The following is a 23,524-nucleotide window of genomic DNA, read 5'->3' as shown; positions in this document are numbered from 1 at the left end:
CTAGCGTTAACGAATAATTAGCGCCTTCGGGCTGGCCGTCGTTCCCTTCGCATCGCCGCGACCAGACCCCGCCCAGCCTTGCTGGTCCTGCCTGGACCCCCGTTCGGAGTTGTCATGAATTACCCGTTGTCCACGCTCGCAACCGCCGTCGTTGCGGCGCTGCTCGCCTCCCCCGCCTTCGCCCAGACCGCCACCCCGGCCAGCGCGCCCGCCAATACGCTCGATACCGTCATCGTCACCGGCACCCGCGTCTCCGACCGTACCGTGGCCGAGTCGCAGTCGCCGATCGACATCATCAGCGCCGAGTCGCTGCAGGCCACCGGCACCTCGGAGCTGGCCACCGCGTTGGCCCGCGCGCTGCCGTCGCTGAACTTCCCGCGCCCGGCCCTGAGCGACGGCACCAGCGCGATCCGTCCCGCGCAGCTGCGCGGCCTGTCGCCGGACCAGGTGCTGGTGCTGGTCAACGGCAAGCGCCGCCACACCTCCTCGCTGCTCAACCTCAACGGCACCATCGGCCGTGGCGCCGCGGCAGTGGACCTGAACACCATTCCGGTGGCGGCGATCGCGCGCGTGGAAGTGCTGCGCGACGGCGCCTCGGCGCAGTACGGCTCCGATGCCATCGCCGGTGTGGTCAACATCGTGCTCAAGGGCGCGGAGAAGGGCGGCAGCCTGCAGGCCGGCTTCGGCCAGTATTCGGCCGGCGACGGCAGCAACTACGAGCTGTCCGGCGACACCGGCGTGGCCTACGGCAACGAGCGCGGCTGGCTGCACGTGGCCGCCCAGCTCAACCAGCAGGACCCCACCGACCGCGCGCGCGGCTATGCCGGCGCACCCAGCGCCTCGCAGCCGGCCGTGGGCCAGAAGGCGTTCAAGATCGGCGACCCGGACGTGAATGCGCAGGCGGTGTCGGCCAATACCGAGTTCGCCTTCAGCGACAGCATCACCGGCTACGCCTTCGCCTCCGCCAGCAACCGCGACATCACCTCGTTCGCGTTCTTCCGCGCGCCGGGCAGCAGCCAGAACATCCTGTCGGTGTATCCGCAGGGCTTCCTGCCGGAAATCCAGACCTACGCCAAGGACCGCTCGCTGGTGGCCGGCGTGCGCGGTTCCACCGCTAGTGGCTGGGACTGGGATGCCAGCTACAACTACGGCTACAACAAGATCGATTTCCACACCCGCAACACCCTCAACGTCCGCCTGGGGCCGAGCTCGCCGACCTCCTTCTACGATGGCGCGCTGGAGACCACGCAGAACATCGTCAACCTGGACGTCAAGCGCGGCTTCGACTGGGGCCTGGCGTATCCGGTGACGGTGGCCTTCGGTGCCGAATACCGCAACGAGAAGTGGAACCAGTCGCCGGGCGAAGTGGGCTCGTATTTCCAGGCCGGCGCACTGGCCGGTGGCGCGCAGGGCTTTGGCGGATTCGCGCCCAGCGTGTCCGGGCGATACTCGCGTGACAGCTACGCGCTGTACGCAGATCTGGAAGCCGATTTCACCGACAAGTTCTCCGCCGGCCTGGCCGGGCGCTACGAAGACTTCAACGACTTCGGCAGCCAGGCATCGGGCAAGTTGTCCGGGCGCTATGCGTTCACCGACAAGATCGCGCTGCGCGGCACGGTGGCGTCGGGCTTCCGCGCGCCATCGCTGGCGCAGCAGTATTTCCAGTCCACCAGCACCACCTTCCTGGCCGGCAATCCGAACCCGTTCGAGATCCGCACCTTCCCGGCCGACAGCAACGTGGCGCGCGCGCTGGGCGCAGAGCCGCTGGATGCCGAGACCTCGCTGTCCTACAGCCTGGGCCTGGTGCTGCAGCCGACCGATGCGCTCTACCTCACCGTGGATGCGTACCAGATCGACGTGGACGACCGCATCGTGCTGTCGTCCAACCTCACCGGCACCGGCGTGCGTAACCTGCTCGAAGCGCAGGGCATCTTCGGCATCAACGGCGGGCGCTACTTCACCAATGCGGTGGATACGCGCACGCGCGGCGTGGACGTGGTCGGCAGCTACCGCTGGCAGCTCGCCGCCAGCAGCGTGGACCTGACCGCCGGCTACAACTATTCGGAAACCGAAGTGCGCAGCGTCGCCGCCAATCCGGCTGCGTTGTCGGCCAACGGGCTGAGCCTGGAGCGCATCGACCGCACCGAACGCGGTCGCATCGAGGAAGGCTTCCCGCGCGACAAGTTCCTGGTCAACGGTAGCTGGAACCTGGAGCACTGGACGCTGGCATTGGGTGCCACGCGCTATGGCAAGTACAGCACGCGTCCGGCCGCGGCGATCAACGACCAGACCTTCGGCGCCAAGTGGGTGGTGGATGCCTCGGCCAGCTACAAGATCGATCGCTGGACGCTGACCCTGGGTGCGGACAATCTGCTGGACGAGTACCCGGACGAGAACAACTTCGCCAACTCCACCAGCGGGCAGTTCCCGTACAGCAATCTGTCGCCGTTCGGCTTCAACGGTGCCTACGTGTACGGCCGCATCAACTATCGCTGGTAATCAAGACAGCGCTCCACACTGCTGCGGTGTTGCCACGCGTTGGTTGCTGACGCGCGCGGCACGACCGCATCCTGACGCCTGACCACACGCCCCGGCTTGCCCGGGGCGTGTGCGTTTTATCCGTTGTCCGTGCGGCGTTTGATGCAGCCATCCAGGCGCGGGCATCGATGCGCCGTGAAGAGCTGCCGGCGGCTACGGTGGTATCAACACCGCTTCCACCCTGCCGGAGCACCCACCATGGACGCAGCGCAGCTCTCACGTGGCCGCCTGATCGATCACCTGCATCTGGTCGTCCACGATCTGGCGGCGAGCCGACGTTTCTACCAGGCGGTGCTCGATGTGCTGGGCATTCCGATCGGTGGCGAAGGCGAGGGATTCTTCTGGGCCGACGAGCTATTCGTGTCCGATCGCGACACGATGGCGCAAGGCCAACTCACCGGCCGCCACCATCTGGCCTTCCAGGCGCACGACGTGGCCATGGTGCATGCATTCCATCAGACCGCCCTCGCCCACGGCGGTCGCGACAACGGCGCGCCGGGCGTGCGCCCCTATCACCCCAGCTACTACGCTGCGTTCGTGCTCGACCCGGATGGCAACAACATCGAAGCGGTGTTCCATGGTCCTGCGCAACGCAGTGCCGATGCGGTGCAGATCACGTTCTGATGCAGAAGTTTCATATCTCGTATCGATGTCCATGATGGTGCAGGCAAGCGGCTGATACCGCAGGTCTGGTGCAAACTACGCATCACTTTGGTGCACGATGACAACGATGGCAGTAGCACGTCATACATGACAGTTACTTGCGCAACGTAACCAAAATTTGACATGCGGTTACACGTGGTTAATGGTTGGGAACGCACCGCAGCTGCCGCAACGGACGCGGCCCGGGAGGGGGCCCCCTGCGATGCATCCGTTCCCCACTCGGAGTTGTCACCGCATGAATTGCAAGACCAGTCCACTCGCAGTTGCCGTTGTTCTTGCACTGTCGTTTTCCGCTTCAAACGCGTCCGCGCAGTCACAGGCTCCCACCCAGAAAACGCTCGATACCTTGATCGTGACCGGCACGCGCGTGGCCGATCGCACCGTGGCCGAATCGGCATCGCCGATCGACATCATCTCGCCACAGGCACTGGAATCGACCGGCACCACCGAGCTGGCTACCGCGCTGTCACGCGCGATCCCCTCGTTGAATTTCCCCCGCCCGGCCATCTCCGACGGCTCGGACGCAGTGCGCCCGGCGCAGCTGCGCGGCCTGTCGCCCGACCAGGTGCTGGTGCTGGTCAACGGCAAGCGCTATCACAGCACCGCGTTGATCAATCTCAACGACACCCAGGGCCGTGGTTCGTCGCCGGCCGATCTCAACACCATTCCGATCGCCGCAGTGGAGCGCATCGAAGTGCTGCGTGACGGCGCATCGGCGCAATACGGTTCGGATGCGATTGCCGGCGTGATCAACATCGTGCTCAAGGGCAGCGGCGAAGGCGGCAGCGTCAATGGCCGCTACGGCAAGTACAGCGCCGGCGATGGCGAGCAGTATCAGCTGTCCGGCGATGCCGGTTTCAGCTTTGCCGGCACCGGCAAGGTGCATCTGGCCGCACAGGCGGGACATTCGGACCAGACCAACCGCGCACTGCCATTCCAGGGCCGCGTGGAGCAGCGTTACGGCGATCCGGACATCGACCAGGGCGCGATCTCCTTCAATGGCGAATACAGCCCCACCGATTACCTGACCTTCTACTCGTTCGGCATGGTCAGCCGCCGCGAAGTGCTCTCCAACGGCTACTTCCGCTTTGCCGGCGACAACCGCAACCGCCCGGAAATCTATCCGGACGGCTTCCTGCCGCAGATCTACAACGTCAGCAAGGACGTGTCGTGGGTGGGCGGCTTGAAGACCTCCACCGAAGGCGGCTTGAACATCGACCTGAGCTACAACTACGGCCAGAACAATCTCACCTTCGATGTGCGCAACAGCTTGAACAACAGCCTGGGCCTGGCCAGCCCGACCGACTTCCATGCCGGTACGCTGGAAGTGACCCAGAACGTGCTCAATGCCGACTTCACCAGGACGCTCGACTGGGGCCTGGCGTATCCGGTCACGCTGGCCTTCGGTGCGGAATGGCGCGGCGAGAAGTTCAACCAGTCGCCCGGCGACGCGGCGTCCTCGGCCAATGGCGGCATTCCCTCTGCGGCAGGCACACTGATCCCGGGCGCACAGGTGTTTCCCGGCTTCAAACTCTCCGACGCCGGCTACTACAACCGCAACAGCCATTCGGCGTACGTCGATCTGGAAGCGGATCTGACCGAAAAGCTTTCGGCCGGTCTGGCCGGGCGCTACGAGAAGTACAGCGACTTCGGCGATACCGCCACCGGCAAGCTGTCGTTGCGTTACGCGTTCACCGACAAGGTGGCCGTCCGCGCCACCGCCTCCACCGGGTTCCGTGCGCCGTCGTTGCAGCAGCAGAACTTCCAGTCGATCGCCACGCAGTTCCTCAACGTGGCCCAGCCCAACGGCACGGTCACCGCGATCCCGTTCGAGATCGGCACCTTCCGTACCGACAACCCGGCCGCGATCGCACTCGGCGCCGAGCCGTTGAAGGCCGAGGAATCCAAGAACTACGGTCTTGGCGTGGTGCTGCAGCCGATCGAAAACCTGTACATCACGGTCGATGCGTACCGCATCGATATCGATGACCGCATCGTGCTGTCGGAAAACCTCACCTCCAATGCGGCGCGCAATTATCTGCAGGCCAATGGCTTCCCGGGCATCGGTGGCGGGCGCTACTTCACCAACGCGGTGGACACCAAGACCCAAGGCGTGGATGCGGTCGGCACCTATCGCTGGAACCTGGACGGCGGCAGCGCGGAGCTGACCTCCGGCTACAACTACAACAAGACCGAAGTGGAACGGGTCGCCGACAACCCGGCAGCGCTGGAAGCGATCGATCCGGGTGCGGTGCGCATCGGCCGCGCCGAACTCGGTCGCATCACCGAAGGCACGCCGCGCGACAAGTTCTTCCTGGGCGGCACCTGGTCGCCAGGCAACTGGTCGTTCACCGGCACCGCCACGCGCTGGGGCGAGTTCAGCACCTTCGGCACCAACGCCGGCAGCGACCAGACCTATGCGGCCAAGTGGACGCTGGACCTGGCCGCGTCCTACAAGTTGAACGACTGGAACTTCACCATCGGCGGCGACAACGTGCTCAACGAGTATCCCGACCGCCAGGAAGCCGGCCTGGGCACGCGCACCTACCTGCCCTACAGCAGCGCCTCGCCGTTCGGTTTCAACGGTGCGCTGGTGTACGCCAACGTGAGCTACAAGTGGTAAATCGCCGCGTGCCGGTCGGCAGCGACCGGCATGTCGATCGCCTCGTCCCGCCTCGCTGAGACGGGGCAGCACGCCCGCAGCATCGCTCGCCCTTTCCGATTGTCGCGAAAGGGCGAGCTCCCCCCCTTCTTTCGCAAGGATGCGCCACGCAGCACACGCTGCGTCGCAGTCTGCTGTCTTGCTGTGCACGTCGCCTTGCCAGCGCACACGCGCTGCGCGCAGGCAACCCGGGTCACGCAGTCCGCCGTCGTCTTCCCCCGGCAATGCGCGCAGCGCATCGCTGCGTCCACCATCCCATTTGAGTCTTCATTCCCATGCACACCTCCAACGCACTCTCGCTTGCGATCTCGGTCGCACTCACCGTCTGTACGTTCGCTGCCAGTGCGCAATCGCAGCCTGCCCAGCCGCAGAAAACCCTGGATACCCTGATCGTCACCGGTACGCGCGTCAGCGACCGCACGGTGGCCGAATCCGAATCGCCGATCGACATCATCACCGAGCAGTCGCTGCAGGCCACCGGCGCCACCGACATCGCCACCGCGCTGGGCAAGCTGCTGCCATCGCTGAACTTCCCGCGCCCGGCGATCTCCGACGGCAACGATGCCGCGCGTCCGGCCACGCTGCGCGGCCTGTCGCCGGATGCGGTGCTGGTGCTGGTGGACGGCAAGCGCTATCACACCTCCTCGCTGATCAACTACAACCCGTACGTCGGCCGCGGCTCGGCGCCGGCGGACCTGAACTCGCTGCCGATGTCGGCGATCGCGCGCATCGAAGTGCTGCGTGACGGCGCCTCGGCCCAGTACGGCTCCGATGCGATCGCCGGCGTGGTCAATATCGTGCTCAAGCATGGCGCCGATGCCGGCAGCAACAGCGTGTCGGTCAATGGCGGCATCATGGACAAGGGCGATGGCGAGCAGAACGGCATCGACGGCTCGGTCGGCCTGCCGTTCGGCGGCAGCGGCGGCGACACCGCGCCGGGCTGGGTACGGTTGTCGTGGAACTACCAGAACACCATGAGCACCAACCGTGGCGAGAACACCAACCGCGCCACCACCGTGCCGGGCACGCCCAATCCGGGCGGTGTGCCCTACCAGCGCCACGGCGACCCGGCCTCCACGTTCTATCAGGGGCTGGCAGCATTCGGCTACGCGTTCTCGCCCAACCTGGAACTGTACGGCCACCTCAGCATGAGCCGTCGCGAGGTCACCTCCAACGGCTATTACCGCGCCGCCGACAACACCGCGCGCAATGTGCAGGCGATCTACCCGAACGGCTTCCTGCCGCAGATCTACAACCCCACCAACGACCGCTCGGCCGTGCTGGGTTTGAAAGGCAGCACCGAGAGCGAATGGAACTGGGACGTGTCGGCCACCTACGGCAAGAACGACATGACCTTCAACATCCTCAACAGCATCAACACCAACCTGTACTACACCACCGGCAGCTCGCCGACCAATTTCAATTCCGGTGGCTTCGAAACCGAACAGGGCACGGTCAACCTGGACATCAACAAGTCCTTCGACTGGGGCCTGGCGTATCCGGTCAATGTGGCCTTCGGTGCCGAGCATCGCCAGGACCGCTACCAGATCACCGCCGGCTCGCCGGAGTCGTACTTCTTCGACCCCAATACCATCAATCCCGACGACGGCGCGCCGTATCCGGGCGGCGCACAGGTGTTCTCCGGCCTGGAGCCGACGGTGGCCGGCAAGTTCGGACGCCACAGCAATGCGGTCTACGCCAACCTGGAAGCGGACATCACCGACAAGCTGTCCGGCGGCATCGCCGGGCGTTATGAAAACTACAGCGATGCCGGCTCCACGCGTTCGGGCAAGCTGTCGGCGCGCTACGCCTTCAGCGACACCTTCTCGCTGCGCGGCACCATCTCCAACGGCTTCCGCGCACCGTCGCTGGCCCAGCAGAACTACGCCTCGGTGGTGACGCTGATCCAGAACGGCGAGCTGGTGCAGGTCGGTACCTACCGCACCTCCGACCCGGTCGCGGTGGCGCTTGGCGCCGGCCCGCTGAGCCCGGAGAAATCCACCAACTACGGCCTGGGCGCAGTGTGGCAGCCGACCGCCAGCTTCACTTCCAGCCTGGACGTCTACCAGATCCGCATCTGGGACCAGATCCTGTATTCGGACCAGCTGCAGCTGGCGCAGCCGATCGGCCAGGTGGCCGCGGTGCAGTTCTTCGTCAACGGCGCCACCAGCCGCACCCGTGGCGTGGACTGGATCAACAGCTATCTCGCCGACCTGGGCAGCTACGGCAAGCTCAATCTCAGTGCCAGCGCCAACTACAACAAGACCACGATCCTGGAACTGTCCAACCCCAACTTCGGGCGCGCCAGCCAGGGCCTGCTCACCGACGCCACCCCGCGCACCAAGTACATGGCGGCGGCGGACTGGACGCTGGGCGGCTTTGCGCTGAACTTCAACGCCACCCGCTACGGATCGATCAAGCGCATCAGCGACCCGGCCGATGGCAGCCAGGACCAGACCTACGACGCGCGCTGGTTGTTGAACCTGGCCGCCAGCCAGACCTGGAGCGCGTTCACCTTCACCGTGGGCGCGGACAACCTCACCAATCAGTATCCGACCAAGGCGCAGCTGACCACCGCCTACGACGACCGCGCCGGCGGCCTGCAGTATTCGTCGCTGTCGCCGTTCGGCTTCAACGGCCGCTACTGGTACGGGCGGGTCACCTACCGGTTCTGACCGGCGGGTTCGAGCGGATCTGACGATCGGTACATGCGTCCACGCAAACACCGCCGAGTGATCGGCGGTGTTTGTCGTTGTGGGCATCTCGATTCGCGTGCAGCGGCCCTGCGTCATCTGCCGCGGTGATTGCCAGCGCTATGACTGCCGCAACACTGCGTGCCGACCAGGCGCTGCGCCGCCTGGCCGCAGCTCACCAGGAGGCGAGCAGCGCGTCCACACCACGCAGGTTGGCGCGATCGTTCCAGCTCAGCGTGTCCAGCTGCTCCAGCCGAAGCGCCGGCAGACGCGCGAGCAGGCAGGCCAGCGCGGCTTCCATTTCGATCAGCGCCAGCCGGTTGCCCAGGCAGTGGTGGATGCCGCCACCGAACGACAGCGCGCGACCCTGCTGGCGGCGGATATCCAGCAGCTGCGGGTCGGTGAACTGCAGCGTGTCGTGATTGGCCGCGCCCAGCATCAGATACAGCATGGCGCCCTGGGGAACCGCCACTCCCTCGATCTCAAAATCCTGCAACGCCGTGCGCGTGGCGATCTGCACCGAGCTGTCGTAGCGCATGCATTCGAGCACTGCATTGGGCAGCAGGCTCGGGGTTTCCCGCAGCAGGCGCAATTGCTGCGGATGCCGATGCAGCGCGACCAGCGCATTGCAGATCATGTTGGAAGTGGTTTCGTGGCCGGCAAAGAACAGCAGGATCACGTTGGAGACGATCTCCTCGTCGCTCAGGCGGCGGCCGTTGTCCTCGGCCTGGATGAAACGCGCGATCAGATCATCGCCGCCAGCGCTGCGCCGTTGCGCGATCACGCCGTGGAAATATGTTGCCAGCTGGTCGTACGCAACGCTGGTCGCCTGCAGTTCTTCCGCCGTCATCATCGGATCGAAGACTTTTGCCAGCGCGCTGGTCGCGTGGCTCAACGCGGTGACATCGGCGGCATCGATATCCAGCATCCGGCAGATGATGGCGATCGGCAGCGGGAACGCGAACTCGGTCAGCAGATCGCAGTGGCCGTTTGCCTGAAAGGCATCGATCAACCCGGCAGCGGTATCGCTGGCCACTTCACGCATGGACTCCATCTGCCGCGCACCAAAGGCCTGTGTCATCAGTCCGCGCAGCTGGGTGTGCAGCGGCGGGTTGAGCAGCAGGAACATGCGGCTCATGCCCTGGAACAGCGGCAGGTGCACCGCCGCCTCGCCGTAACGTAGACGAATGCTTTGCAGATAGTCGCGGCCGACCCGGCGGTCGCTGAGCAGGCGATCGACCACGGCGTAACGGCCGGACATCAGCCGCCCGTCTGCCACCTGCACCAACGCGCCTTCGGCGCGCAGGCGCGCGTAGGTCGGATAGGGATCGTGCCGGAACTGGGGTGTTGCCAAATCGCTGAGATGCATGGCCTGGCTCGTGTGGCGTCACCCGCAACAGGGGCGATGCATGCGTGGGCCTGCCGAAGGACGCAGGCGCTCCACTGGTAGCCCGGATTGTCGGCCGGCGCCGCGCTGCGACCTTGCGCAGGGGCGAAGCGGTGTCGTCAATGTTGAATCGGCGTGCCGGACTTGCGCCCTGCGTCGCAACTCGCACGCGCACGTGCGAGCCACAGCGGTTTACGCGCGGCGTCTGACCCATGGATCGGCCTGCGCGCATGCGCGGCGTGTCGCATCGCGTTAATCAAGCGCTGTGTACTATGGGCGTCCGGCCAACCGGACCAGCAACGCGGTCCCGGTTCCCCCGCGCCGGACTCCAGCCATGACCACGCAATGCCCGCAGGCGACGCCCGGCGCAGTGCCGTTGGCTGGTCGCGCCCGCGACGCTCTCTCGGACACTCTCACAACGGATTGGAATGCATCACGACACCAGCCTCATCGACATCATCGCCGTCGGCCTCGCGGTCGCTTTCGTGCTGGGCACGCTCGCACAGAAAGTGAAACTCTCGCCGCTGGTCGGCTATCTGCTGGCCGGCGTCTGCGTCGGGCCGTTTACGCCGGGCTTCGTGGCCGACCAGACCATGGCCAACCAGCTGTCCGAGCTGGGCGTGATGCTGCTGATGTTCGGCGTGGGCCTGCACTTCTCGCTCGACGATCTGATGGAAGTGAAATGGATCGCCATTCCGGGCGCGTTGGCGCAGATCGTGGTCGCCACGCTGCTTGGCTGGGCGCTGGCCTGGAGCATGGGCTGGCCGTTGATGCATGGGCTGGTGTTCGGCCTGGCACTGTCGGTGGCCAGTACCGTGGTGCTGCTGCGTGCACTGGAAGAACGCCGCCTGCTGGAAACCCAGCGCGGCCGCATCGCGGTGGGCTGGCTGATCGTCGAAGACCTGGTGATGGTGATCGCGCTGGTGATGTTGCCGGCCCTGGCCGAGGTGCTGGGCACCGCCGCGCCGGCCGCGGCGCATGCCGGCGAATCCACCTCGCTGCTGGCCGCGCTGGGCCTGACACTGTTCAAGATGGTGGCGTTCGTGGCGGTGATGCTGGTGGTCGGGCGGCGGGTGATTCCGTGGTCGCTGGAAAAGGTCGCCGCCACCGGCTCGCGCGAGCTGTTCACCCTGGCCGTGCTCGGCATCGCGCTGGGCGTGGCGTTCCTGTCGGCCACGCTGTTCGGGGTGTCGTTCGCGCTGGGCGCGTTCTTCGCCGGCATGTTGCTGAAGGAATCCGAGCTCAGCCACAAGGCCGCCAGCGATTCGCTGCCGTTGCGCGATGCGTTCGCGGTGCTGTTCTTCGTCTCGGTGGGCATGCTGTTCGACCCGATGATCCTGGTCGAGCATCCGTGGCAGGTGCTGGCCACGTTCCTGACCGTGACCCTGGGCAAGTCGCTGGCCGCATTCGTGATCGTGCGTGCATTCGGCCACCCCACCGGCACCGCGCTGACCATTTCCACCAGCCTGGCGCAGATCGGCGAGTTCTCCTTCATCCTGGCCGGGCTGGGCGTGCAGCTGGCGATCCTGCCGGAAACCGGGCGCGACCTGATCCTGGCCGGCGCGCTGCTGTCGATCATCGCCAACCCGTTCCTGTTCTCGTGGCTGGACCGCTGGCAGGCCAGGCAGGCGCAGGACGCCCCGGCCGCGGCGGAGCCGGAACTACCGCCCGGCCCGCCGCTGCCGCTGGATGGCCATGCCATCGTGATCGGCTACGGCCGCGTCGGCAGCGCGCTGGCGCAGCTGCTGCGTAGCCGCGGCGTACCGGTGCTGGTGATCGACGACAACAGCGATCATGTGGCCAAGGCGCATGCGGCCGGCATTCCCGGTATCCGCGGCAGTGCGGCGGCCGACCGCGTGCTGGCCGAGGCCCGCCCGGAGCACGCCAAGATCGCGATCCTGGCGATCCCGCAGCCGCTGGAAGCCGGCGAGGCGCTGGCCAAGCTGCGCGCGATCAACCCCTCGCTGACGCTGCTGGCGCGCGCGCACAGCGACACCGAGGTCAAGCACCTGCTCGAACACGGCGCCGACGGTGCGGTGCTGGCCGAACGCGAGCTGGCCTATTCGCTGGCCGAGATGGTGATGTCCACCCCGCCGTATCGGGCATTGCGCGTACCGGCGTCGTAACCGCAAGGCGGGGTAGCGCAGCGCTGCAAGACACGAAAACCCGCCGGCAGCGCCTGCGGGTTTTTTGTTGCCCGCCGGTGCTTCAGTGCAGAACGGCTCGCAACCGCGCATTGATCGAACTGCGACCAGGGCACCGAAAACTGCCCACCAAATCCACTTGATAATCATTCCCATCCGGAGCAGGATGAGCGCCCGTTTCCTTGGCGGCCTCATCCATGACGTTTGCGGTTGGCGTTCTCAACGCAGTGCCAAGCGTGCAGTTGTGCGAGCTGCTGGGCCGCATCGGCTACGGCTTTGTGGTGCTCGACCTGGAACATGCGCTGCGCGCGCCGGACGAACTGGAACACGCCATCCGCGCCTGCGAGCTGTCGGGCTGCGAGGCCTGGGTGCGCGTGCCGGAGGTGGACGAAAAACTGATCGGCCGCGTGCTGGATGCCGGCGCGCGCGGGATCGTGATTCCACGCGCCGAATCGGCCGCGCAACTGGCCGATGCCATCGCCGCGGCACGGTTCCCGCCACTGGGCCGGCGCGGCATCACCGGCGGGCGCGTCACCGGCTTCGGCAATGTCGACCTGCCCACCTACATCGCGCAGGCCAATCGCGATATCCGCATCGTGCCGATGATCGAAAGTGCGGCCGGCATTGCGGCAGTACCCGAGCTGCTGGCGCTGCCCGGCGTGGCACTGGTGATGGAAGGCGCGCTGGATCTTGCGCTGGACCTGGGCCTGGGCCCGCAACCAACCCATCCACAGGTGTGGGAGCTGCTGCTGCAACTGCATGCGCACTGCGTTGCGGCCAACGTGCCGTTCTGCCCCAATCCGCGCACCGACGCGCAACGCGCGCACTGGCTGCAACAGCCGGACCTGCGCTGGCTGCTGGCGGGCGAAGACCGCGCGCTGATTCAACGCGCACTGCGCGGCCACCTGGCCAGCTTCTCCGCACCCACTCCACCACCCGCCTGCAGGAGCACGCCGTAGATGTCGACGTTCCGTTTCCACGCCCTGACCATCGCCATCGCTGCGGCCACGTGGGCCCTGCCGCCGTTGGCGTTCGCCACCGAGTCGCCGGATGCGGCAGCCACCGATGCGCAGACGCCGATCCGTGCGCTGGACACGATCCAGGTGCAAGGCAGCCTGCTCGGGCGTTCCAGGCCCGACGACGTGCAGCGCTATGCCGGCAGCCGCCAGGTGATCGACCGCGAGCAACTGCGCAATGGCGGCAACCGCTCGCTGGACGATGCCCTGCAGCGCGTGCCGGGCATCAAGATCTTCGACGAGACCGGCACCGGGGCGTTGCCGCAGCTGATGCTGCGCGGCCTGTACGAAAGCCGCAGCGGCCGCGTGCAGGTGCTGGAAGACGGCATTCCGCTGGCACTGGCGCCGTACGGGCAGACCAGCCTGTCGTTGTTTCCGGTGGGACTGAACCAGATCGACCGCATCGATATCGTGCGCGGTGGCGCGGCCGTGCAGTACGGGCCGAACAATGTCGGCGGGGTGATCAATCTGGTCAGCAAGGAGATCCCCAGCGAGTGGAGTACCACGCTGGCGCACAAGGTCACCGCCGGCGGCCAGGGCCAGTTCCTGCAGGACAGCGCGCTCAGCAGCGGCGGCTACCTCACCGACAACCTCGGCCTGCAGGTCGATGCCAATCGCACTTACGGCGAGTACTGGCGCGCGCACAGCGATACCGATATCAGCAATCTGCGCGTGCGTGCGGAGTGGTGGCTGGACGACACCAAGTTGCTCAAGGCCAGCGTGCAGCGCTATCTGGTCGACATGGATCTGGCCGGCGCGCTCAGCCCCGACGATTACCGGCGCGACCCGCGCCAGTCCACGCGCCCGCTGGACAGCTTCAATGGGCGTACCACGCGTGCGTCGTTGAGCTATGAGCAGTTGTTCGGAGACTGGGGCCCGTTGAAAGATGTTCGGTTGTCCTGGACCAATTTCAGCGCGCGCAGCAGCCGCAACTTCATCGTCGGCATGCGCCAGGCCGCCACCGAAACCTGGCGTTCGGACCTGCCGCCGCAACTGCGCCAGACCGCACCGCGCGACTTCCGCGTGGTCGGCAGCGAGCCGCGGCTGAGCTGGAGCATGGGCGATGCCGGTGGCGTGCGTCAGCAGTGGACCACCGGCGTGCGTGCGGTGCACGAGGACATCGATTTTTTGGTCGGCAATCTGCGCCTGCGCGATGGCCTGTTCACCAGCGTGCGTGACTGGCAGTTCGAAGACCGTGCCCTGGCCGCCTACGTCAGCAATGCCATCACCCTGCCCGACGAACGCCTGACCATCACCCCGGGCCTGCGCTACGAGCGGCTGGATTCGCGCTATTTCAATCGCGCCACCGGCCTGCGCACGCGCAACCAGACCCGCGATGTATTGCCGGGGTTGACGGTGGGTTTCCAGGCCAACGCAGAATGGTTCTTCTACGCGGACGGGCAGCGCTCGCTGCGAGCGCCGCAGGTCACCCAGATCATCTTCGGCAACAACCTGGATGCCGAACTGGCATGGAATTACGAAGCCGGCACGCGTTACCAGCCCAACGACCGCACCCGCATCCAGCTAGGTGCGTATCTGATCGATTTCGATCAGCAGATCCAGCTGGACAACACCACGCGCGTGTTCCGCAACCTCGGCAAGACCCGCCATCAAGGCGGCGAGCTGGAACTGCAATGGAGCCCGGAAAACCTGCGCGCGCTCACCCTCAACGCCGGTTATGCGTATCTGGATGCCAGCCAGGAATCGGGCGCATTCCGCGGGCTGCGCGTGCCCTACACCTCGCGCAACCAGATCATCCTGGGCGGCAACTACACGCTCGGTCACACCACTGTCGCACTGTCGAGCTACTACTTCAGCAAGGCCTACAGCGACGCGGCGAACACCGTGCAGGAGAACGCGATCGCCTCGGTCGGCGAGTTGCCGTCGTACTGGGTATGGAACACGCAGGTGAGCCATACGCTGTTCGAACGCGATGGACAAAAATTCAGCGCGTCGCTGGCGATCAACAACCTGTTCGATCGGCAGTACTGGTTCCGCGGTGTGGATACCAGCCCGTGGGGCCGCCAGGCCGCGCCGTCGCGCACCGTCACCGCCGGGCTGGAGTACACGTTTTAGGCCTTCGACCCGGCACATGCCGTAGCGACCGACGTACAGGGGCGTCGGTCGGCTGACGGCAACGGCGCTCGCGCTGGCGGGCGCCGCAGACAACACGGCGTGCATGACGCACGTCTCCCTGCCGCAGCATGCGGCATGCGATCACCGTATCGCAGGCCACCCAACGCCCCTGCGGCGCCAGGCAGCCCGTTTCAGTACCGGTTTTTCCACCGTCCTGTTGAACGAGAGCTGCCATGACTGCCACATCCGCTGCACCGTTGGTGATCCTCACCCATGTCTGCCATCCGGCCATCACCGAAGGCTTTCTTCCGGCCGCGCATGCGCTCGGCCTGCCGGTGTGGCTGCTGACCGACCACCGACTCGATCACCTCAGCCATTTCCGCGAGCATCCGGCGCATGCACCGCAACGGGTGATCGAATGCGATGTGTTCAATCCGCTCGGCGTGCTGGATGTACTGCACGATGCCGATGTATCGCCGCGCGCGGTGTTCAGCAACAGCGATCATCTGCAGACCAGCACCGCGCTGGTCGCAGCGGGTCTCGGCCTGCCCGGCAAGGACTGGCAGGTCTGCTATGCGGCCAAAAACAAGGCGGCGATGCGTCAGCGCCTGCGTGCGCGTGGGCTGCCGTCGCCGTGGTTCTGCACGCTGGCACCGGGCGCTGCATTGCCGGGCGATATTCCGTGGCCGGTGGTGGCCAAACCGCGCGAGGGCGTTGCCAGTCTGGACGTGCGCCACTGTGCAGATGCCGCGCAGTTGCAGGCCTATCTGGACGATGTGTGGCAGCGCCATCCGCAGCGCACCGTGCTGCTGGAAGGCATGCTGGAAGGGGCGCTGTTCACGCTGGAAACGCTGGGCAACGGCCACACGCTGCAGGCGCTGGGCGGCTTCAAGGTGCGCCTGTCGCCGCCGCCGCACTTCGTGGAATGCGAGGCGCAGTGGGATGCCCGCGTGGACACGCCGGTGATTGCGCAGGCGCTGCAACAGTTGCGCAGCTTCGGGGTCGGCTTCGGGCTGTGCCATAGCGAATTCATCCTCACCAGCGACGGCCCGGTGCTGGTGGAGATCAACTACCGCAGCATCGGCGACCGCCGCGAGTTCCTGCTCGACGACATGTTCGGCAGGCAATGGTTCACCGCCGCGCTGGCGCCGCATCTGGGCCTGCCGCTGCCGCAGCTGCGCTGCGATCGTGCCCATGCCTTGCTGCGTTACTACGTCGCCGAGCAGGACGGCGAGCTAGTGACCGCCAGCGAAGATCGCCGCCACCACGATGCGCACAGCGATGTGCAGTACCGGCGGATGCGCGCGCCCGGTGAACGCATCCGCCTGAGCCATTCCAACAAGGATTACCTGGGCGTGCTGAGCGCGGTGGCCAGCGATGCACAGGCCCTGCAACAGGCGGTGGTGCATGCCGAAGCGGGGCTGCAGTGGCGGATCGATGGCGCGGAGCTGCGCGCATGAGCAGTGCCGCCGACCAACGCTATATCGCCACCCGCATCATCGATGCCTGCCTGCGCGAGGATCTGCGCGGTATTGCCAGCCGCGGCAGCGCCGCAATACCCGAGGCAGGCGTGCTGGCGGCATGGACCGACCCCAGCCCGGTGGAGGGCTGGTGGCGCATCGCGCATCTGCCCGACGGCACGCTGTGGTTGCCGATCCATCGGCAGGGCTATCTTCAGGACATCAGCGCCTGCGGCGACAGCTGGATCGTGCAGGGCGCCGATGGCGCGCATGTCGAACGCGGTGCGCAGGCCTGGCTGCAACGCATGAGCGCGCAGCTGGACAGCGAGACGCAACAGCTGCATCGCGCCTACGCCGAAGAAGCCGAGTGCGCTGCCGCCCACCTGGGCCTGGCGCGCCAGGCCTACGACGCGCAGGCACCTGCGCTGCTCAACGCATTGCAGCATGCAGATGCGGCCGAGCGTGCATACCGCTGCGATCAACTGGCCAGCTATCGCGATCATCCGTTCTATCCCACCGCACGTGCCAAGGCCGGGCTGGATGCCTCGGAACTGCGCGATTACGCACCGGAATTCGCGCCCACCTTCGCGCTGCGCTGGCTGGCGGTTCCACGTGCGCAGGTCAGCTGCACCAGCGCGCCGCCAACCGAACTGTGGCCGGACTTCGCCACGCTGGGCCTGCCGCCCGCACTGGCCGACACGCATGTCGCCTGGCCGGTGCATCCGCTGGTGTGGGCGCGGCTGGAGCAGGACGGGTTTGCACTACCGCCAGGCACACTGCGCGCGCCGCAGGCCTGGCTGGAGGTGCGCCCCACCCTGTCGGTCCGCACGCTGGTGCCGCTGCAGCATCCGCAGCTGCATCTCAAGCTGCCGATTCCGATGCGCACGCTGGGCGCGCTCAATCTGCGCCTGATCAAGCCCTCCACGCTGTACGACGGCCACTGGCTGGAGCGCGCACTGCGGCGCATCGATGCGCTGGATCCGGCCCTGCGCGGCCGCTGCGTGTTCGTGGACGAATCGCATGGCGGGCATGTGGGACAGACCCGTCATCTGGCCTATCTGCTGCGGCGTTACCCACCGCTGGACGCCACCACGCTGGTGCCGGTGGCCGCGCTGTGCGCGCGGTTGCCCGATGGCCGGCCGATGGCGATCCATCTGGCCGAGCGCTTTGCACAGGGCGATCTGCTCGGCTGGTGGCGCGAGTACACCGAGCTGATGCTGGCGGTGCATTTGCGCCTGTGGCTGCGCTACGGCGTTGCGCTGGAAGCCAATCAGCAGAACAGCGTGCTGGTCTACGCCGATGGCCAGGCGACGCGGCTGCTGATGAAGGACAACGACGCCGCGCGTATCGCGATGCCGCAGTTGCGCGCGCAGCTGCCGGATCTGGACGCGTTGGGCCCGCTGCACGACGCGCGCATCGCGGTGGACCAGCCGCAGGCCCTGGCACAGATGTTCTGCACCATCGTGCTGCAACTGGATCTGCAGGCAGTGCTGGAAGGCCTGGCCGAATGGCAGCCGGCGCTGCGCGCGCCGCTGTACACGCAGTTGCAGACGCAGTTCGCCTTGACGCTGGCGCAGCTGGATGTCGATGGCATCGATACTGCTCCCGCACGTCGCCTGCTGGCCGCACCGCGGCTGCCGGTGAAGTACCTGCTCAGCGCCGGCAGCCTGCTCAGCAAGCAACTCACCGGTGCGAGCGACATCAACAAGTTCTACGGCGATAGCGCGCCCAATCCCTTCGGCGATGCCTTCGCTGGCGCGCAGCACAGGCCGCGTCGGCAGGCGGGTGCCCAGCGATGAAACGCATCCTGGGCCCGGTGCTGGCCGCGCATTACCTGGCCGCCTTCACCGCACTGGGCATGCCGCTGTTTCTGCCGCAGGTGCTCGCCGAACTGGCACCGTCTGCGGCGGTTGGCTGGAGCGGCGTGCTGTACGTGTTGCCGACGCTGTGCACCGCGTTGACGGCCGGCACCTGGGGGCGCCTGGCCGACCGCTATGGACGCAAGCGTTCGTTGCTGCGTGCACAGCTGGGGCTGGCGCTGGGCTTTGCGATCGCCGGCTTCGCGCCGTCGCTGAGCTGGCTGGTGATCGGCCTGATCGTGCAAGGCACCTGCGGCGGCTCGCTGGCGGCGGCCAATGCGTACCTGGCCAGCCAGCCGCAGGCCGGCCCGCTGGCGCGCGCGCTCGACTGGACGCAGTATTCGGCGCGCCTGGCGATGGTCAGCGCGCCCGCGTTGCTGGGCCTGGCCGTGGCGCTTGGCCCGGCGCAGTCGCTGTATCGCGCGCTTGCGCTGCTGCCGCTGCTGGCGTTCGCGCTGACCTGGCGTCTGCCCGCCGACCGGCCTGCGCCGCGGCCGACCGCGTCCCCTGCGCAGTCCACACCCTCCGGGCGCGCGGCTACGTCGGCGCCATCGGCGTCAGCACCGGCCAGCGCACTGTGGCCTGCGTTGCTGATCGCGCAGTTCCTGTTCTGCTTCGCGATGGTGGTGACCTTCCCCTACTTCATCCCGTATGCGCTGGCGCGCGGCGCCGGCCACGACGCGCTGGCTGGCCTGCTCTACAGCCTGCCGCACCTGGTCTATCTGGTGGTGTTGCCGTGGTGGCGGCGCGGCGATGGCGAGGCCTGGCTGGTGCCCGGCCTGGCGCTGTTCGCGCTGGCCTGCCTGTGGCAGGCGCTGCTGCACGACGCCATCGCATTGGCAGCGGCACGCCTGCTGTTCGGGTTCGGCATGTTGTTCGGCCTGCGTGGGCTCAACCGCAGCCTGGCGCTGCTCGCCAGCGGGCATGGCGCCGGGCGCCTGTTCGGCCGCTTCGATGCCTGCGGCAAATGGGCCGGCGTGTTCGCCGGTGCCGCTGCCGGTGCGCTGGCCCAGGCGGCCGGCCCTGCCACCCCCTTCCTGGCTGCCGCGCTGGCTGCGGCGGCCGCTGCGCTCACCGTTCTGGTGCGCTTCCCTTCGAGGAGATCCGCCGATGTCGCCGCACACGATGCATGACCCCTGGTACGACAGCATGGCCGACGCGCAGGCCTGCAGTTGCTGGTTGAACTGCTACCTGCGCGAGTTCGCGATTCCGCAGCGCGCAGCGGACTTCGATTACCGCGGGCTGGATCGCCCCGGCCCGCGCGTGGCCGAGCAGCGCTGGCTGCGGATCGATCTAGGCGACACCGGCGCGCTGTGCGTGCGCATCGCCTATGCCGATCGCCTGGGCCGCTGCCGCTTTGCCTCCACGCCGTTTCTCAAGAGCGCCGGCCAACCGTGGCAGAGCCTGGACGCGCATGCCTTGGCGCGTTGCCTGCTGCAGGCGCTGGGCAGCACGCAGGCGGTCAACCCGGAACTGCTCGCGCAAAGCGCCAACAGCGTGGCGATCACTGCCGCACTGCTGCGCCAGGCACAGGGCACCGCCGCGACCGGCGAGGCGATGATCGACGCCGAACAATCGATGCTGTGGGGGCATGCCTTGCATCCCACGCCCAAGAGCCGCGAAGGCGTCGATCTGGCGCAGGTGCTGGCCTGCGCGCCGGAAGCGCGCGCCGCGTTCCAGCTGTTCTGGTTCCGCATCGACCCACGGCTGCTGCGCATGCAGGGCCGCGATGTACGTGCCAGCCTGCGGCAGCTCTCCGGCGGCGAGGCGCTGTATCCCTGTCATCCGTGGGAAGCGCAGCGATTGCTCGACGACCCGCTGCTGCGCACACTGCAGGCGCGCGGGCTGATCGAGCCTGTTGGCATGCTCGGCGAGGCACTGCGGCCCACCTCGTCGGTGCGCACGCTGTACCACCCGGAACTGGAGTATTTCCTCAAGTGCTCGGTGCATGTGCGGTTGACCAACTGCGTGCGCAAGAACGCCTGGTACGAGCTGGAAAGTGCGGTCGCGCTCACCGAGCTGCTGGCACCGAGCTGGCGTGCGCTGGCCGTGCAGGTGCCGGGCTTCGATGTGATGCTGGAGCCGGCGGCCACCTCGCTGGAGGTCGCCCAGGTCGATCCCGCCTTGCACGACGCCGACCCGCTGGCGGCGCGTGGCCTGTCGGAGAGCTTCGGCATCCTGTACCGGCAGACCCTGCCCGCCGCGCAACGCGCGCGTTGGCAACCGCAGGTGGCCGCCGCGTTGTTCACCTGCGATGCGCAGGGCAATAGCGTGTGTGCGTCCAGGCTGCAGGCACTGGGCGGCGCGCAGATGGATCGCCACACCGCCACGCTGCTGTGGTTCCGCGCCTATGCCGGCTTGCTGCTGGACGGGGTGTGGAGTGCCTTGTTCCAGCACGGCATTGCGCTGGAACCGCACCTGCAGAACACCGTGATCGGGTTTGCCGATGGCTGGCCGACGCGAGTATGGATCCGCGACCTGGAAGGCACCAAGCTGCTCGCACATCACTGGCCCGCCACGCGCTTGCAGGGCGTGGGCGAACGCGCGCGGCAATCGCTGTACTACACGCCGGAACAGGGCTGGAATCGGGTGGCGTATTGCGCACTGGTCAACAACCTGGCCGAGGCGATCTTCCATCTGACCGAAGGCGATGCCGCGCTGGAAGCGCGCCTGTGGCAATGCGTGGGCGAGCTAGCCGCACGCTGGCAACAGCGCCATGGCCTGCAAGCCGCGCTGCAGGGCCTGCTCGACGGCGCGCCGCTGCCCGGCAAGAACAACCTGGGCACGCGGCTGTGGCAACGCGCCGATCGCCAATCCGATTACACCGCGCTGCCCAATCCGATTTCACGCATCGCAGCGGCACAGCGGGTGGCGGCATGAGCCTGCGCATCGATATGGACGCCGTGATGCAGGCATTGCCGGGCATCCGCGGCCAAAGCGATGGCCCGCTGTGCGCCTACGTTTACGACCTGCCCGCACTGGATGCGCACGCGGCCTGGATGCGCGCGCAACTGCCGGCCGACTGCGAGCTGTTCTACGCGGCAAAAGCCAATGCGGAGCCGCCGATCCTGCACACGCTCGCCCCGCACGTGGATGGTTTCGAGGCGGCCTCCGGCGGCGAACTGTCCTGGCTGCACACGCAACAACCCCGGGCTGCGTTGTTGTTCGGCGGCCCTGGCAAGCTCGATAGCGAACTGGCCCAGGCCGCCGCGCTGCCCGACTGCACCGTGCATGTGGAAAGCCTGGGCGAACTGGAACGCCTGGCCGCGATCGCGGCGCAGGCCGGCCGCTGCGTGCCGGTGTTCCTGCGCATGAACATCGCCGTGCCCGGCGCGCAGAGCACGCGCCTGATGATGGGCGGCCAGCCCTCGCCGTTCGGCCTGGACCCGGACGATCTGGACGCGGCGATCCAGCGGCTGCGTGCCAGCCCCTCGCTGCGATTGGAAGGCTTCCATTTCCATCTGATGTCGCACCAGCGCGATGCCGGCGCGCAGCTGCATCTGATCGCCGCCTACCTGCGCACCGTGCAGCAGTGGCGGCAGAGCTACGGACTCGGCCCGTTGCGGGTGAATGCAGGCGGCGGCTTCGGTGTGGATTATCTGGCGCCGGAATCGTCGTTCGACTGGGCCGGCTTCTGCGCCGGCTTGCCTGCCTTGCTACGCGAACACGGCCAGGCGCTGCGCCTGCGGCTGGAACCCGGGCGCTATGTCAGCGCCAGCTGCGGCTGGTATCTGATGGACGTGCTGGACCTCAAGCGCAGCCACGGCGCGTGGTTTGCGATCGCCCGCGGCGGCACCCACCACTTCCGCACCCCGGCCGCGCAAGGCCACGATCATCCGTTCCGTGTGTTGCGTGGCAGGCATGCGCCGGTGCTGCGCGACACCCCGGTCACCCTGGTCGGGCAGCTGTGCACGCCCAAGGACGTGCTGGCGCGCAACCAACCTGTCGCAGCGCTGGCGCCAGGCGACTGCCTGGCCTTCCCGCTGGCCGGCGCGTATGCGTGGAATATCTCGCACCAGCAGTTCCTGATGCATCCGCCGCCGCAGATGGTGTTCCTGCCGGTTGCGGCTCAGGCGGCGGCATCGGCGTGCGTCGCGGGCCGGACCGGCACACGGATGTCTGCACGCAACTCGGTTTCGTCCACTGTTTCGGGATCGTCCAGGTAGAGGTAATGCAGCGGCGCATCGCGCAGCACGTAGCCGCTGTCGGGCAGCCATTGCGCGAGCACGCGATCGAGCGCGTCTTCGATACCTGCATAAGAGCCCACATGGCGCAGCACCGCGTGCGCGCCGCCGTCGAGCTGGCGCAATTGCAACGGTGCGGGCGGCGACAGTGCAGGGTCGAAGACCATGCCGCATTCGAACAGATGCCGATGTGCCGGCACATCGCGGTGGTCGCTGAGCGGCAGGCCGATCAAGGCCTGCAGTTGTTCGATCGCACCGGCGCGCTCGGCCCAGGCCGCGATGCGGCCGAAGCCACGGTCCAGATCGTCGAAGGCGCCGCGCTGGCGCAGCACCACCACTTCCAGCGGATCGAGCATTTGCACCAGCACCTGCAAGGGTGCGCCTGACATCTGCGGCGGCAGCGAGGGCATGGCCAGCTGCTGCAATTTCTGTGCGCGCACCGCGGGCGCGTTGCGCAAGCTGCTCGGGCTGGCCTGCAACAGGCTGCGGAACGCGCGTGCCAGCGCCTGCGGGGTTTGATAACCCACCGCCAGCGCCACCTCGGTCACCGTGCTCGCCGACTCGCCCAGCAGATGCAGCGCATAACTCAGCCGCAGCCGCGCGATGGTCTGTCCCAGGGTTTCGCCGGCCAACGCGCGATAGACCCGATGGAAATGATGCGGCGACTGCTGCGCGACTGCCGCCAATGCGGCCAGGTCCGGCAGTGCTTCGCCGGCGCGGATGCTGGCCTGCAGATGTGCGACGACGCGCTCGACGCTGCGCTGGCGATTGAAGACGACCGAAGCGGCTGCTGGCATGGGGCGACTCCTGTTGGACAGCCCCAGCATCGCGCAGATCGGCTG

At 67.1% G+C, this 23,524-nt stretch carries 14 protein-coding genes; 12 read left to right on the top strand and 2 right to left on the bottom strand.

Annotated elements, in window-relative coordinates; all coding sequences use genetic code 11:
- Positions 1 to 114 precede the first annotated feature (114 nt).
- From DYQ94_RS04655 to DYQ94_RS04640, 4 genes are all read left to right on the top strand, one after another.
- A complete protein-coding gene (locus DYQ94_RS04655) occupies positions 115 to 2,499 on the top strand; it encodes a TonB-dependent receptor plug domain-containing protein (protein ID WP_126966261.1) in 2,385 nt (794 codons plus the stop codon).
- A gap of 237 nt (positions 2,500 to 2,736) precedes the next feature.
- The gene (locus tag DYQ94_RS04650; RefSeq protein ID WP_160954771.1) at positions 2,737 to 3,162 is read left to right on the top strand and encodes a VOC family protein; all 426 of its coding nucleotides are present in this window, start codon (positions 2,737 to 2,739) and stop codon (positions 3,160 to 3,162) included.
- A 274-nt stretch (positions 3,163 to 3,436) separates the two neighbouring features.
- Positions 3,437 to 5,824: a TonB-dependent receptor plug domain-containing protein gene (locus DYQ94_RS04645; protein WP_126966262.1), complete on the top strand. Its 2,388-nt coding sequence runs from the start codon at positions 3,437 to 3,439 to the stop codon at positions 5,822 to 5,824.
- A gap of 314 nt (positions 5,825 to 6,138) precedes the next feature.
- Positions 6,139 to 8,538, top strand: a complete 2,400-nt coding sequence (locus tag DYQ94_RS04640; RefSeq protein ID WP_126966263.1) for a TonB-dependent receptor plug domain-containing protein — start codon at positions 6,139 to 6,141, stop codon at positions 8,536 to 8,538.
- A gap of 193 nt (positions 8,539 to 8,731) precedes the next feature.
- Here the strand turns inward: DYQ94_RS04640 and DYQ94_RS04635 are convergent, their stop codons facing one another.
- Positions 8,732 to 9,925, bottom strand: a complete 1,194-nt coding sequence (locus DYQ94_RS04635) for a cytochrome P450 (RefSeq protein WP_126966264.1) — start codon at positions 9,923 to 9,925, stop codon at positions 8,732 to 8,734.
- Between the two features lie 446 nt (positions 9,926 to 10,371).
- Here DYQ94_RS04635 and ybaL point away from each other — a divergent pair, with 446 nt between their 5' ends.
- From ybaL to DYQ94_RS04595, 8 genes are all read left to right on the top strand, one after another.
- Positions 10,372 to 12,069, top strand: coding sequence for a YbaL family putative K(+) efflux transporter (gene ybaL / locus DYQ94_RS04630; protein WP_126966265.1), 1,698 nt, complete (start codon positions 10,372 to 10,374; stop codon positions 12,067 to 12,069).
- Between the two features lie 215 nt (positions 12,070 to 12,284).
- The gene (locus DYQ94_RS04625) at positions 12,285 to 13,046 is read left to right on the top strand and encodes an HpcH/HpaI aldolase family protein (RefSeq protein WP_126966266.1); all 762 of its coding nucleotides are present in this window, start codon (positions 12,285 to 12,287) and stop codon (positions 13,044 to 13,046) included.
- The gene (locus DYQ94_RS04620) at positions 13,047 to 15,179 is read left to right on the top strand and encodes a TonB-dependent receptor family protein (protein ID WP_126966267.1); all 2,133 of its coding nucleotides are present in this window, start codon (positions 13,047 to 13,049) and stop codon (positions 15,177 to 15,179) included.
- A gap of 233 nt (positions 15,180 to 15,412) precedes the next feature.
- Entirely contained in the window at positions 15,413 to 16,639 is a 1,227-nt protein-coding gene (locus tag DYQ94_RS04615; protein ID WP_126966268.1) for an ATP-grasp domain-containing protein, read from the top strand.
- Entirely contained in the window at positions 16,636 to 18,438 is a 1,803-nt protein-coding gene (locus tag DYQ94_RS04610) for an IucA/IucC family protein (RefSeq protein ID WP_126966269.1), read from the top strand. The genes DYQ94_RS04615 and DYQ94_RS04610 overlap by 4 nt, the downstream gene beginning before the upstream one ends.
- The gene (locus DYQ94_RS04605; RefSeq protein ID WP_102256030.1) at positions 18,435 to 19,631 is read left to right on the top strand and encodes an MFS transporter; all 1,197 of its coding nucleotides are present in this window, start codon (positions 18,435 to 18,437) and stop codon (positions 19,629 to 19,631) included. The genes DYQ94_RS04610 and DYQ94_RS04605 overlap by 4 nt, the downstream gene beginning before the upstream one ends.
- Positions 19,609 to 21,378, top strand: a complete 1,770-nt coding sequence (locus tag DYQ94_RS04600; RefSeq protein WP_126966270.1) for an IucA/IucC family protein — start codon at positions 19,609 to 19,611, stop codon at positions 21,376 to 21,378. The genes DYQ94_RS04605 and DYQ94_RS04600 overlap by 23 nt, the downstream gene beginning before the upstream one ends.
- A complete protein-coding gene (locus tag DYQ94_RS04595) occupies positions 21,375 to 22,664 on the top strand; it encodes a type III PLP-dependent enzyme (RefSeq protein ID WP_160954772.1) in 1,290 nt (429 codons plus the stop codon). The genes DYQ94_RS04600 and DYQ94_RS04595 overlap by 4 nt, the downstream gene beginning before the upstream one ends.
- On the opposite strand, the gene DYQ94_RS04590 is transcribed toward DYQ94_RS04595, so the two are convergent.
- Complete coding sequence (locus DYQ94_RS04590; RefSeq protein ID WP_237474916.1) at positions 22,568 to 23,479, bottom strand: AraC family transcriptional regulator; 912 nt, start codon at positions 23,477 to 23,479, stop codon at positions 22,568 to 22,570. The genes DYQ94_RS04595 and DYQ94_RS04590 overlap by 97 nt on opposite strands.
- Between the last annotated feature and the right edge of the window lie 45 nt (positions 23,480 to 23,524).

The organism is Xanthomonas sp. LMG 8993, from assembly GCF_009835065.2.
Taxonomy (GTDB): domain Bacteria; phylum Pseudomonadota; class Gammaproteobacteria; order Xanthomonadales; family Xanthomonadaceae; genus Xanthomonas; species Xanthomonas arboricola.
Note: the sequence above shows the minus strand (reverse complement) of the source record. Positions and strands in the feature narration are given on the sequence as shown.

What these genes read in the sequence shown, in the direction of transcription:
- DYQ94_RS04655 (WP_126966261.1), top strand. Translation starts at nt 115, where the DNA reads ATGAATTACCCGTTGTCCACGCTCGCAACCGCCGTCGTTGCGGCGCTG.
- DYQ94_RS04650 (WP_160954771.1), top strand. Translation starts at nt 2,737, where the DNA reads ATGGACGCAGCGCAGCTCTCACGTGGCCGCCTGATCGATCACCTGCAT.
- DYQ94_RS04645 (WP_126966262.1), top strand. Translation starts at nt 3,437, where the DNA reads ATGAATTGCAAGACCAGTCCACTCGCAGTTGCCGTTGTTCTTGCACTG.
- DYQ94_RS04640 (WP_126966263.1), top strand. Translation starts at nt 6,139, where the DNA reads ATGCACACCTCCAACGCACTCTCGCTTGCGATCTCGGTCGCACTCACC.
- DYQ94_RS04635 (WP_126966264.1), bottom strand. Translation starts at nt 9,925, where the DNA reads ATGCATCTCAGCGATTTGGCAACACCCCAGTTCCGGCACGATCCCTAT.
- ybaL (WP_126966265.1), top strand. Translation starts at nt 10,372, where the DNA reads ATGCATCACGACACCAGCCTCATCGACATCATCGCCGTCGGCCTCGCG.
- DYQ94_RS04625 (WP_126966266.1), top strand. Translation starts at nt 12,285, where the DNA reads ATGACGTTTGCGGTTGGCGTTCTCAACGCAGTGCCAAGCGTGCAGTTG.
- DYQ94_RS04620 (WP_126966267.1), top strand. Translation starts at nt 13,047, where the DNA reads ATGTCGACGTTCCGTTTCCACGCCCTGACCATCGCCATCGCTGCGGCC.
- DYQ94_RS04615 (WP_126966268.1), top strand. Translation starts at nt 15,413, where the DNA reads ATGACTGCCACATCCGCTGCACCGTTGGTGATCCTCACCCATGTCTGC.
- DYQ94_RS04610 (WP_126966269.1), top strand. Translation starts at nt 16,636, where the DNA reads ATGAGCAGTGCCGCCGACCAACGCTATATCGCCACCCGCATCATCGAT.
- DYQ94_RS04605 (WP_102256030.1), top strand. Translation starts at nt 18,435, where the DNA reads ATGAAACGCATCCTGGGCCCGGTGCTGGCCGCGCATTACCTGGCCGCC.
- DYQ94_RS04600 (WP_126966270.1), top strand. Translation starts at nt 19,609, where the DNA reads ATGTCGCCGCACACGATGCATGACCCCTGGTACGACAGCATGGCCGAC.
- DYQ94_RS04595 (WP_160954772.1), top strand. Translation starts at nt 21,375, where the DNA reads ATGAGCCTGCGCATCGATATGGACGCCGTGATGCAGGCATTGCCGGGC.
- DYQ94_RS04590 (WP_237474916.1), bottom strand. Translation starts at nt 23,479, where the DNA reads ATGCCAGCAGCCGCTTCGGTCGTCTTCAATCGCCAGCGCAGCGTCGAG.